Genomic DNA, 11374 nt, shown 5'->3' with positions numbered 1-11374 from the left:
AAATCCCGGGCGCGAGGTACCTGCAGTGGGCTATTTCGGCGGCGTTCATGGCCTGGAGCGCATTGGCGCCGGCGTGGTGATTGCCTACCTGCAAAGCCTGGTCATGCGCCTGCAATGGGACAGCACGCTACACAAGCAACTCGAATCGGTTCGCCTGGTCTTCATGCCCATCGTCAATCCCGGCGGCATGGCGCTTGGCACACGGGCCAATCCCAACGGCGTGGACCTGATGCGCAACGCACCAGTGGAAGCGCGGGAGCCAGTCCCTTTTCTGGTGGGTGGGCAGCGGATCAGCGCCGGCTTGCCCTGGTACCGCGGCCCGAGGGCCAAACCCATGGAAATCGAAAATCAGGCCGTGTGCGATGTCGTGACAACCGAGTTGCTGACGCGCGACTTCAGCCTGTCAGTGGACTGTCATTCAGGCTTCGGCAGCCGGGATCGCATCTGGTTTCCCTATGCGCACACGCGTGCGCCCATCGCACACCTGGCAGAGATGCACGCGCTCAGGAATATCTTTGTCCAGTCACACAGCCACCACCGCTATGTCATCGAGCCACAAAGCCTGCAGTATCTGGCGCACGGTGACCTGTGGGACCATTTGTACCTGCAATCCTGTGCGCAGGAGGCGCGCGTGTTTCTGCCACTCACGCTGGAGATGGGTTCCTGGCTGTGGGTGAAAAAAAACCCGCGCCAGTTGTTCTCGCGGCACGGCATATTCAATCCCCAAATTGAACACCGGCAGCAGCGGGTGCTGCGCCAGCACCAGCTGCTATTGGACTTTCTGTCGCGCGCAGCCTGCGGCCACAGCCTTTGGCTACCCGGCTCCGAAACCCGTGCCCAGCACCATGCGCAGGCGCTGCAGGACTGGTATTGACGCGCCATGAGCACCTGGATATTTCTGCGCGGACTTACTCGGGAGAGCCGGCATTGGGGTCACTTCATCGAGCAGTTTCAGCACGCCCTGCCGGGCTGCCAGGTGATCGCGCTGGACCTGCCAGGTAACGGCCAGCTGAATCAGGAGCGCAGCCCTGTGCGCGTTCAAGACATGGTGGTGCACTGTCGTGCAGAGCTCGCGGCACGCAACATCAAGCCACCCTACCATGTGCTGGCCATGTCGCTGGGCGCCATGGTGGCAGTGGCTTGGGCGCACGCGTATCCGCAGGAGGTGGCTGCCAATGTGCTCATCAACACCAGCATGCGGCCGTTCAGCCCGTTTTATCAGCGCCTTCGGCCCGGCAACTATGGCGCGCTGTTGAAGCTGGTTCTGCTGGCTGCAGGGCCTGAGGTGTGGGAGCGCAAGGTGCTGCAGATGACGAGCAATCGCGCTGATGAATCGGTATTGCCGCTCTGGCTGGCCTTGCGGCAGACTAATCCGGTCGCACGCGCGAGCGCGCTTCGACAGCTGGTTGCCGCCGCCCGCTTTCGTGCGCCGGCAGTCAAGCCGCCTGCCCCCACATTGGTCCTGGCCAGCGAACAGGATCATCTGGTCAGCGTTGAATGCTCCAGGGCACTGGCCAGGCATTGGCAGTGCGCCCTGCGTATCCACACCAGCGCCGGGCACGATGTGCCGCTGGACGACGGGCCCTGGGTTGCCAGTCAGGTGCGGGACTGGCTGATGGATCGCGCCAACTAGTGGATTTCTGCCAATTGCGCTTTGTTGGTCTTTCCGATGCCGTCCAGTTTGGTTTGGGGGCTCATACGACTCGAAGAGGCACGTGGTAATGCGGCGAATAATTCGATTCGCTTGCGTAGGACCGTTGCCGTATTTCTGAAGGCGCGGCGCCTTTGCTCCACGTTGCGTTCGATCGCCATTCACTACCTGTGCAACGGGACGTATGGCAGTCGTTTCTATCTTGAACGAAGGTTAACCCTGATATGCTGCCAGAACTCCAATTGAAAAGGCACACAATGTCTCAACTCATCGAGTTCACTACCGCGCCATTACCCGGCGTCAAATTGAATTCTGAAATTTTCCGATCAAACTCGAATTTCGTGCAAAGTCTGGGGGAAACCATTTCTGAATTCGGGCGAACTACAACCAACACACTTGCTCTACCCTTCGATATAGCGCGAGAGCAATACGCAAAGGCAGTTCAATTGGGGCTCATTCAGAGTTCTGTGCTTGCTGGGCGAGACTTTGCAGTGACACTTGATGCGTTTGAGAAGGCGACATTGGGCCCATGGGCTCGGCGAGTTTGATGAAACTGAACAACCTGGCCGTTGCCTGCATCTTCTCTTTGACCGCAGTATCCCTGAGCGCAGCTACCCTTGAAGGGCAGTCTTTTGAGGACAACATCAAATTAGGAAGCCGCGAACTTCGGCTCAATGGCCTGGGTCTGCGGGCCGTTTTTTTCATCAAAGGTTACGTGGCAGGCCTCTACCTCAATGAAAAGGGATCTACGCTTCAAGAAATCTCGGCCATGCTTGGGCCGAAACGGCTGCAGCTTCGTATGCTGCGAGGTGCAGGCCCTGACGACTTCAACAGCGCACTTGTTTCTGGCATTCGAGAAAATGCCAGCGTGGCGGAACTCGCCGCTCTGAATCGTCGCATCGCCGAGTTGGAGCGTCTGATCGTAGCCACGGGTGCTACGGTGACAGGCGACGTTATCAACTTTGACTATGTGCCGGGGTTCGGTACTACATTAACTGTCAATGGCGTTAGCCAAGGTAAGGCGATTGCAGGAGCCGATTTTTACAATGCTGTACTCGCCATCTTTGTGGGCGATCGCCCGGTGGATGAACGGCTCAAAAAGGGACTGTTGGGGCAACTGTGAAAATTCTTCATTACGTAGGCGCGTATACCTCGAGCTCAAGAGTATGAATATCAACAAGCAGGCAATCCAAGGAGATTTCAGGTAGATCGCCTTTGCACTTTTCGGGTTCACTCAAATTTGCGCCGCCGCTTTTCTCTCTCGATAATTTCTGCGCTCTCGGAAACTCCAAAATCGCGATGATGGCTTAGCCACACGGCGTTCGCCAAATGGCAGGCGAGTTTCCTCATAAAGGGACTCAAGAGCTTGGCAAGTGGCGAGCTCTTCTTCCACCTGCAAAACTACGGAATCATCGCTTCCATAACGATCTCGCAATTCAAGAAAAACACGGTTCAAGTTGTCAAGGCGTTTGGACATAGCGCTTCTCCATAATGAAAACGGCAGTTCAGGGAAAATTGAAGTCCTGACGGATAGAAGATCAGTATATTTGTCCCGCACCCGAAGCGGCCGAGGTAACCCACTATCAAGAGGTCCCATCCGAAGAGATCGACAGAGCGTTGAGCTATGTCAATCAGCCCGGCGCAATCCAAAATGGTGTGACTCCTGGAATTGTCCGATCATTTCTTTTTTTTACTTCCTGGGCACGAACTCGACTCGGCCGACGACGCAAATCGTCACGCAAAGATTCCCGAGGCAGCGTTCTTCAGCGCCTGGAAGCGCGGCTTCACGCCCCTATGCCGGCGACCGCACCGGATCGGGACGGCTGAGGTTCACTCCTGTCCGGCAGCATTCTTGGCAGCAGCTTGCGTCACAGGAGCAGTCGACTTGCGAGCTTTGCGGGGACTTGCCGGAGCCTTTCGAGACGCCTTGACTGGCGCTGCCTGCGCAGCAGCGGCCGGTGCCGCCTTCGCGGCGCTCGAGGCAGCGCGTTCGAAATCGGCCGCATCGACCTCGGCGATGGCATCCTCCCGCGCCTCCGCCCACAGGTCGCCGACGTGTTCGCGGGCCTGCGCGGCCATCAACGTGGCACGTTCAAGGCCGCGCGCCACGCGGCGGACCGTGCGGCGCAAGGCTTCCGGGTCACGCGCCACCGCGGCGCCGGCGGCAAAGCCCAGCAGCGCGGTGGCGGCAATGCCGACAACGCCCAGTGCGATTACGCCCGGGCGGGCAATTTCTTCGATCTTCATGTGATTTCACTCCTGGCAGTATTTGTTTCAGTGGATCGATGTCGCTGCTGCTTCGGCTTGCGCCGTGGCAACGGACGTACGGGATCAGACGGCGATCGGACCGACTGGATGCGAAGGCTGTCCAACAGCAACAGCAATGCCAGACCGTGATGCAGCAGTGTCGTGCCTATAGGAGGCAGCCAGCGCAGGGCTGCCGAGGTCATCAGTGCTGCGTTCCCGGCCGTGGCCGCGCCCTGTTGCAGGCGTAGGCGTCGATGCACGATCTGCGCCACGCGCCGCGCCGCGATCAGGCTGGCCAGAGGGTCGCCGAGCAGCACCCCGTGCGAACCCGCGTCAGCATCCATCGGGGTCAGACTCAGGCTACCCGGTGGCGCCAGATCACGCAGCACGGTGTGAACCATCACTAGTGGCGAGCCGTCGCGCACCGCGTCAGCGAGCCAGTCTGAGCGGCTGCCGGGGTCGTCGTTGATTCGTTCGAGACCTTCCCGGCCGCCAGCCGCAGCCGCACCTTTTGACTCGCCACCCCCACCATCAGCCTCGACGAACACGGCCACGCGGTCGAAACCCAACGTCGTGAGTTCGTTCAGCCGGTCGAGTGCGCCAGCGCGCAAGGCGCTGGCGAGCACCACCCTCGCCACGACCCTGCCGGCGGCCACGACCGCCAACTCCCGGCGCAGCGGCTCGCTCGCCGCGGAGGGCGGCCGATCGCCGAGTGCCAGACCCCAGACCTGCTGCAGACGGTGCCGGCTCGTGAGGTGCAGTTCGTGTTCGCCGATCCGCAGCACGGCGCCATGGCGAACCCACTGCCGCACTACCCGGTCCGGGAAGCTCGCCCTGTCCAGCACCTCGAGCGGCGTGTCCGCGAGGGCGGCGAGCCAGCCGCGCACCCGTTCGCTGTCGCCGCCCGGTTCGGTATGCACGGCCTCGATGGTCCAGCGTCCGGTGGCCAGCACGCCGGTGTCCTGCAGCACGAGAGTGCGCGCCACCGCCAGGCGCTCGATGGCCTCGAGCCCGGCCGTCAGCAAGCCCTGCCGTGCCAGCGCGTAAAGCGCCGCTTCGCGCGCCAGCGGCAATGCGAGGTCCAGCCCCTGCTGCGGATCGGCCTGCAACATGGCTGCCGCACGCGCCGTGTCGCCCGTCAGTCCGAACACCAGCGCCGACGCGGTCAGCGGCAGCGACAACATCCGCTCGATGCCAGGCGCCAGCCGACCGACCGGGTCACGCGATCCAATGGCGTGCTGCACCTGTGCGCGCAGTTTCGCCAGGCGTGACGACGCCGGGTCGGCCTCAGCGCGCAGTTCGAGCCGGCCTTCGTTTAGCCGTTCGCCCGCCGCGACGTGGTCGCCCGGGCTTACCGGACGCGGCTGGACTTGATGCGCCGCAGGCGCAAGCATGGCTGTTCCGTCGACCACGCAGCCGTCGACCGGCGCCACATCACCGGGGATGAGGCGAACGCGATCACCCGCGCGCAACGACCGCAAGGACCACCACGACCAACTCGGGTCGGTATCACTTTCTCGAAGCGCGGTGTACTGTGTGGCCTCGGTGGGCAGCAAGTGGTCGAGCAGGCCGTCGGCCTCACGCACCAAACGAGCAGAAAGGCGCTCGGACAGCAGCCGCAGCAGCACCGAGGTCGAGACCACCATGGACTGGCCGCTAAGCGCCAGCGACACCAGCGAGGCAGCGTCGAGCAGCACGGCGGTTGGATCGCTACGCAGCCGCCCGGCCTGCGTCAGCACCCGCGCCGCCACCACGCCGAGCGCGGCGCCAGGGCGCCAGTCCTGAGGCAGCACCGGCACGGTCACGGCCAGAACTGCCGGGGTCCACCCAGCCACCGCGGCAGCCGGCTGGCGCGCGCGCATCCGCTGCCGCCGCGGTTGTTGCGCGGGGCTGCGTAGGCGGGCGAGCAAGCTATCTCGTGTCTCGGGACGGCCATCGTGCTGCACGACGACGCAGTGCAAGGTCGCATTGGCGCGGGCCGAATGCACGCCGGACAACGCCGCGAGACCGGCGACGAGCGCGTCCAGATCGGCGTGCCGCCCTGCATCCAGGCGCAGCCGGTGTCGGGTCTCGTGCAGTATCTCGGCGGTGCTCATCGCCTGCGCTCCTTCAGCAGCTCGCGCGCGAGCAGCGGCAGAACCGCAGTCGTGGCCACCACGAGCGCATCGATCGGGCCGATGGGGGTGGTGCGCAACACCCGGCGCGCGAAAGGCAGCAGCACGGTGCCGGCCTGTGCCGCCAGACTCCAGCCGACGGCTCGATGCAGCATCGGGTTCGGCTGCAGGCCGCCACTGCGCAGCGGTCGCCCGGACCGCATCGCGAGCGCGTAGAGCAGTTGCGACGAGGTCAGCGTCATGAACGCGAGTGTGCGCGCCTGCGGTCCGGCGCCATAGCGCGCCAACCCGTAGCCGAAGCTGGCGAGCGAGGCCAGCGTCATCGTGCTGGCGTCGGTGGCCACTGCACCCCATTCGCTGCGCTCAAGCAGCCCGCCTCGCAGTGACACCGGTGGCTGCTCCATGATGCCCGGCTCGGCCGGCTCCAGACCGAGCGCAATCGCCGGCCAGATGTCCGTGACAATGTTGGTCCACAGCAGCGCCAGCGGATCGAAAGGTTCGGGCAGCCCCGCCGCCACGGCGAACGTCGTGGCGGCCAACTCGCTGAGGTTCGTGGCCACCAGGTAGCGCACCGATTTCTTGATGTTGACGAAAGCGGTTCGCCCCTGCTCGATGGCCTGCAGCATGGCCGCCGGGTGGTCGTCGCGCAGCACGAGATCGGACATGGCGTGCGCGAAGTCGGTTCCAGTGACACCCATCGCGACGCCGACGTCGGCGGTCTTCAGAGCCGGTCCGTCGTTGATGCCGTCGCCGGTCATCGCCACGACGTGACCTCGCTGCTGCAGCGCGCGCACAATCTCAAGCTTCATGGCAGGGCTGGTGCGGGCAAAGCCGCTGGCATGTTCCGCCACGTCGGCGATCAGTGCCGCCGATTCGGGCAGTTGTGCGGCGTCGACCATCGGCTGCCCGTGGTTCAGACCAATGCGCAAGGCCACCGCCTGGGCGGTGCCGAGCTGGTCGCCGGTGATCATCAGCGGGCGGATGCCGGCAGCCCGGAAGCGTTGCACCATCTGTGGCAAGTCGGGGCGCAGCGGGTCGGCCAGGCCCACTAGGCCCAGCCAGCACAGGCCGGCGGTCTCGCCGAAGCTGCGATCCGGATGCTCGCGGAAGGCCAGTGCGAGCACACGGTCGCCGCGCACGGCCATCTCGTCGTTGAGTTGCAGCAGCCGGCGCCGTTGCGCCGGCTTCAGCGGCTGCGTGCCTTGGCCGTCGAACCAGGTCTCACAGCGCGCCAGTACCTCGTCGGGCCGGCCCTTCACGGCCACTAGTAGCCCACGCTCGGTCGAGTCGTGCAGCGTCACCATGTAGGGGTGGTGCTCCGACCGGTGGCGCACGCCCATCGTCGCATGGCTGCGGCGCAGCTGCGCGGCGTCCGCCCCCTGCTCGACCGCGAATTCGAGCAGCGCGATCTCGGTCGACGAGCCTTGCCATGGTCCTGCCGGATCACCGTTCACGCGCTCGACGCTGTTGCACAGCACCGCCACGCGCAGCCAGGCGTCGGGCAAGGTCGGCGGCGACTCGTGATCCTCGAGCACGATCAGTTCGTCGCCGACCGTGAGCGACGCCACGCTCATGCGGTTCTGCGTCAGCGTGCCGGTCTTGTCAAAGCAGACGGTGTCGACCGCACCGAGGTTCTCGATGGCATCGAGCCGGCGCGCGAAGACCTGGCGTTGCTGCAGCGAGCGCACGCCAGCGGCGAGCAGGCTCGTGGCCACGGTCGGCAGGCCTTCGGGAATCGCCGCCACGCCCAGTGAGACGGCCGTGCGCAGCAGCGGCAGCAGCGGCCGCCCGCGCAGCGCGCCGAGCGCGAACACGCCGACGCACAGCGTCGCCGCGCCAATCGCCAGGCGCTTCCCGAGCGAGTCAAGCTCCTGCTGCAGCTGTGTGCGGGGCGCCTCAGTGCCCTGCGCGAGTTGCCGGATGCGTCCGAGCGCCGCATGCTCGGCCGTGGCCACCACGACTGCGAGGCCGGCACCGCCCGACACCACGGTGCCCATGAACACCATGTTACGGCGCTCGCCGAGCGGGGTGTCTTCGGGCAGCGCGGCGATCGGCTCCTTGCGCACCGGCAGGCTCTCACCGGTGAGAGCCGCCTCGTTGGTGGCCAGGCGATGCGCTTCGACAACCCGCGCGTCGGCTGCCACCGGTTCGCCCGGCTTGAGCACGAGCACGTCGCCTACGACCACCTCGCGCGCGTCAATCGTGACCGTGGCGCCGTCGCGCAGCACCGTGGTCTGACGGGGTCCGAGCTTGCGCAGGCTGGAGACAGTCTCCTCGGCGCGACGTTCGGTGACGAAGCCCAGCGTCGCGTTGGCTGCCAGCACGGCGCCGATGGCACCGGCGTCGGCGAAGGCGCGAGTGCCAAGTGCAAGAGCGGCCGAGCCACCCAGCAATGCGACCGGCACCGACTTGAACTGCCCGAGCAGGATCTCCGAAGTGCTGCGGCCGGTGATGTCACGAATCTCGTTCGGCCCGTCTTGGGCCAGGCGGGCCTGCGCCTCGGCAACTGATAGGCCGCGCTCGACATCAATCGGCCTGTTACCGGCGAGTTGCGCCAGCAGACGGTCGATCGGTGCGCTGTGGGCTGTGTCTGCCCCGCTCCCAGCGTCAACTGCCGTGCTGGCGGCAGTCCGCGGTTGGCGCCGCGCGGCCTTAAGCCGCTGTGGTACCGCCGGTGCTGGGGACACCGGCGCCTTGCCACCCGAATGCGCTTTGACGGTGACAGACAACCATTCGGTCCAGAACGCCTCGTCGCGCTCGGCTGTGAGTCTCACGCGGACCGACCCGGTGGCGAGCCGGACTTCGAGTGAATCGGCTCCTGCCGATTCCAGGCGACTCGCCAGCGTTGCGTTGCGCAGCAAGCCGCGCACGCGCAGCGTGGCCCAGACGCCGTTGCGAGACGTGATGACGGTGTGGTGAGCAACGATAGACATGGGCTCTGAAAGCCTACTCGCTCCACATGACAAACCTGTGACAACCAGAGAACCACGATCCGCCCCGCCGCGCGATTCATCCGATCGTACAATTCTGCCTTGGCACGTTAACCGCCATCATTTCAGGCGGATGTCCCATGGATCCCAGTCATGATGCTGCACCATCACAAGCCGACACGAGAGACCTCAGTCGACCACGTCGGCCCGCAAGCGGTGCTGGCCCATCCCGGCGATACAGCAGTTGCGGTTCGCTCGCGAATCCGCGATCTTCAGCGCACAACCTGGGACCTGGTCTGCGTGATTGACCCCGATGGACGCCTGCTCGGCACCTTGACAGCAGCGGAATTGCTGGCGTTGCCGGACGAAGCCGAGATCAGCGCAGCGGCGACGCGACGCAACGGACCCCGCGTCATGCCTGGCACTGACCAGGAAATGATGGCGTCGATGGCGCTGCACCATGGCGTTGCCGCCGTCCCGGTCGTCGACTCGACCGACCGGCTGGTCGGGGTGGTAGGCCCGGCCAAACTGATGGCGATCCTGCGTCGCGAACACGTAGAAGACCTGCACCGCCTTGCCGGCATCACGCGCGAGTCGAACCATGCGCGGGAGGCGATCGAGGAACCGCCGATGCGCCGTGCGCGCCACCGGCTGCCCTGGCTTGTCGTCGGACTCGGCGGCAGCATGGTCGCCACCTTCGTTGTCGCACGCTTCGAGGCGGAGCTGGCGGCCAAGCCGGCGCTGGCCTTCTTCGTGCCGGGACTGGTCTACCTGGCCGACGCCATCGGGACACAGAGCGAGGCCGTCGCGGTTCGCGGCCTGTCGCTGAGCCATCTTGGCTTAGCCAGACTCATTGGCGGGGAACTGCGCACCGGTCTCCTGGTCGGGCTGGTGCTCGCGCTGCTGGCATTTCCGATGGTGTGGCTGGTATTCGGCGAACTGCGGCTGGCCGTGGCCGTCACACTCGCGCTGGCCGGGGCCAGCGCATTGGCCTCAGTGCTGGGACTGCTGCTGCCGTGGCTGCTCGCCCGCGTCGGGTCCGACCCGGCCTACGGCAGCGGCCCGTTGGCAACGATCGTGCAGGACGTCCTGAGCCTCCTGATCTACTTTGCGTGCGTGTCGGCGATCGTGCTCTGAGCAGGTTGACGTTGAAGTTGAAGTTGAAGACGCTGGCGGAATTGGCGCAGCAGTCTGACGTTCAGCCGAGCCAGATCGCGAACGGGAAAGCGCAACTCATGGAACGCTCGGCCCAGATGTTCGGCGACAGTCCGGCCAAGGCTGGCCTGCTGAGCGCAACAAAATTAACAACGCAGACCTACCAAGTCACAACCGCGCAGCTTGCTGTCAATACCAAAGTCGAAGAGCGCTCATTCACCCAACCAAAACCTATCGCTACTGTCCAGGAAATCATGCACATGCACTGTGACGGACTCGTTGTTGAGCAGCACGACACTGTACTGCGGCGGTTCATGGCTGCCCGCAATCGCCCCGGTGTCATCCAGCCGCAGGGCCACCTGGTGGTTGGTGCCGCGCATCGTTGAAAACGGGATGCCACGCCAGCTACCGAAGATGGGGCGATGGATATGTCCGAAGAACAGGTGCTTGATGCGATGGGTGCGACCTTCCAGTGCCGCTCGAAACGGCTTGGTCTCCAGCAACGCAATTCGGTCCATGGAGGGAATGCCCAGGACAAAGGCTGGGTGATGCATGAACAGCAACACGGGGCGTTCATCCTCCGCCAGACGGTCGGCCAACCATTGGGCGCGTTTTTCGCACAACACACCGTAACTCACACCGGGCTCATTGGTGTCCAGGAAGATGCCTCGGTACTGACCGATAGCCGCTTCATACTGCACGAATCCGTTCGCGTCAGTCTGAACCTGCGGAAAGAATTCGCGGAAATTGGCACGGTTGTCATGGTTGCCCAGGATGGGCAGGACCGGCATCGGCAGGCGGCCCAACTGCTCGGACAATTGACGATAGGCGTCCCGGTGGCCCACATGGGCCAGGTCCCCGGTGAGCACGCACAACGCGGCGTCGGAGTGGTCCTGGATGACACTGTCCAGGCAACGCGCAAGTCGTTTGCAGGGGTCCAGCCCATAAAGGGCGTGCCCCTGCTCGACGAGGTGTGTATCCGTGATGTGGATGAATTTCAGCACAACTCGCCCCCTGATTAGCGTGGCAGCAAAGCTTGCACGGCTTTGGTCATGTCAGACAGCGCGGCCTCGGGTTGGGCCTCTTTCGAAACCACGGTCTGCAGACGGTCCTTGAGGACATCTGTAATCTTGAGTCCGTTTTCTCCGGGGAATGCGTACCAGCCCGTCAGCACGGGCAGTTGCTTGACGGCAGTGAGGTAGTTCGGGTTTTGCTCATAAAACGGTTTGAGCATGGTGGCGTCGTTCGCTGGAATCAGGTTGGCAGGAAAATAGCCC

At 64.2% G+C, this 11374-nt stretch carries 9 protein-coding genes and 1 pseudogene; 4 read left to right on the top strand and 6 right to left on the bottom strand.

What is annotated here, in order from left to right:
• The 3 genes from Q7T10_RS18000 to Q7T10_RS17990 all read left to right on the top strand — a co-directional run.
• Nucleotides 1-874 (top strand): M14 family zinc carboxypeptidase (locus tag Q7T10_RS18000; RefSeq protein ID WP_304750881.1); only part of this gene is annotated, 874 nt, incomplete at its 5' end.
• 6 nt (nucleotides 875-880) lie between these two features.
• Nucleotides 881-1633, top strand: coding sequence for an alpha/beta fold hydrolase (locus Q7T10_RS17995; RefSeq protein ID WP_304750879.1), 753 nt, complete (start codon nucleotides 881-883; stop codon nucleotides 1631-1633).
• A gap of 565 nt (nucleotides 1634-2198) precedes the next feature.
• Nucleotides 2199-2774 (top strand): chalcone isomerase family protein, encoded by a 576-nt coding sequence (locus Q7T10_RS17990; RefSeq protein WP_304750877.1) that lies wholly within the window; start codon nucleotides 2199-2201, stop codon nucleotides 2772-2774.
• 111 nt (nucleotides 2775-2885) lie between these two features.
• Here Q7T10_RS17990 and Q7T10_RS17985 read toward each other — a convergent pair whose 3' ends face one another.
• The 4 genes from Q7T10_RS17985 to Q7T10_RS17970 all read right to left on the bottom strand — a co-directional run bounded on the left by Q7T10_RS17985 (nucleotide 2886) and on the right by Q7T10_RS17970 (nucleotide 8945).
• Nucleotides 2886-3128, bottom strand: a complete 243-nt coding sequence (locus Q7T10_RS17985; protein WP_304750876.1) for a hypothetical protein — start codon at nucleotides 3126-3128, stop codon at nucleotides 2886-2888.
• Nucleotides 3129-3481: 353 nt separating this feature from the next.
• Entirely contained in the window at nucleotides 3482-3898 is a 417-nt protein-coding gene (locus Q7T10_RS17980; protein ID WP_304750875.1) for a hypothetical protein, read from the bottom strand.
• Nucleotides 3895-5994 (bottom strand): hypothetical protein, encoded by a 2100-nt coding sequence (locus Q7T10_RS17975; protein WP_304750873.1) that lies wholly within the window; start codon nucleotides 5992-5994, stop codon nucleotides 3895-3897. Before Q7T10_RS17975 ends, Q7T10_RS17980 begins: the two co-directional genes overlap by 4 nt.
• A complete protein-coding gene (locus tag Q7T10_RS17970; protein ID WP_304750872.1) occupies nucleotides 5991-8945 on the bottom strand; it encodes a cation-transporting P-type ATPase in 2955 nt (984 codons plus the stop codon). Before Q7T10_RS17970 ends, Q7T10_RS17975 begins: the two co-directional genes overlap by 4 nt.
• 150 nt (nucleotides 8946-9095) lie before the next feature.
• On the opposite strand from Q7T10_RS17970, the gene Q7T10_RS17965 reads away from it, so the two are divergent.
• On the top strand, nucleotides 9096-10079 hold the full coding sequence (locus Q7T10_RS17965; RefSeq protein ID WP_304750871.1) for a magnesium transporter: 984 nt from the start codon (nucleotides 9096-9098) through the stop codon (nucleotides 10077-10079).
• 230 nt (nucleotides 10080-10309) lie between these two features.
• Here the strand turns inward: Q7T10_RS17965 and Q7T10_RS17955 are convergent, their stop codons facing one another.
• Both Q7T10_RS17955 and Q7T10_RS17950 read right to left on the bottom strand, forming a co-directional pair.
• Nucleotides 10310-11101 (bottom strand): phosphodiesterase, encoded by a 792-nt coding sequence (locus Q7T10_RS17955; protein WP_304750870.1) that lies wholly within the window; start codon nucleotides 11099-11101, stop codon nucleotides 10310-10312.
• Between the two features lie 14 nt (nucleotides 11102-11115).
• Nucleotides 11116-11374: pseudogene (locus Q7T10_RS17950) on the bottom strand (ABC transporter substrate-binding protein); the annotation flags it as partial.

It is taken from the genome of Rhodoferax sp., from assembly GCF_030646845.1.
Taxonomy (GTDB): Bacteria; Pseudomonadota; Gammaproteobacteria; order Burkholderiales; family Burkholderiaceae_C; genus Rhodoferax.
Note: the sequence above shows the minus strand (reverse complement) of the source record. Positions and strands in the feature narration are given on the sequence as shown.

Excerpts from the sequence above, each read along its gene's own strand:
- Q7T10_RS17985 (WP_304750876.1), bottom strand. The coding sequence starts at position 3,128 with ATGTCCAAACGCCTTGACAACTTGAACCGTGTTTTTCTTGAATTGCGA.
- Q7T10_RS17970 (WP_304750872.1), bottom strand. The coding sequence starts at position 8,945 with ATGTCTATCGTTGCTCACCACACCGTCATCACGTCTCGCAACGGCGTC.
- Q7T10_RS17990 (WP_304750877.1), top strand. The coding sequence starts at position 2,199 with ATGAAACTGAACAACCTGGCCGTTGCCTGCATCTTCTCTTTGACCGCA.
- Q7T10_RS17980 (WP_304750875.1), bottom strand. The coding sequence starts at position 3,898 with ATGAAGATCGAAGAAATTGCCCGCCCGGGCGTAATCGCACTGGGCGTT.
- Q7T10_RS17995 (WP_304750879.1), top strand. The coding sequence starts at position 881 with ATGAGCACCTGGATATTTCTGCGCGGACTTACTCGGGAGAGCCGGCAT.
- Q7T10_RS17975 (WP_304750873.1), bottom strand. The coding sequence starts at position 5,994 with ATGAGCACCGCCGAGATACTGCACGAGACCCGACACCGGCTGCGCCTG.
- Q7T10_RS17965 (WP_304750871.1), top strand. The coding sequence starts at position 9,096 with ATGATGCTGCACCATCACAAGCCGACACGAGAGACCTCAGTCGACCAC.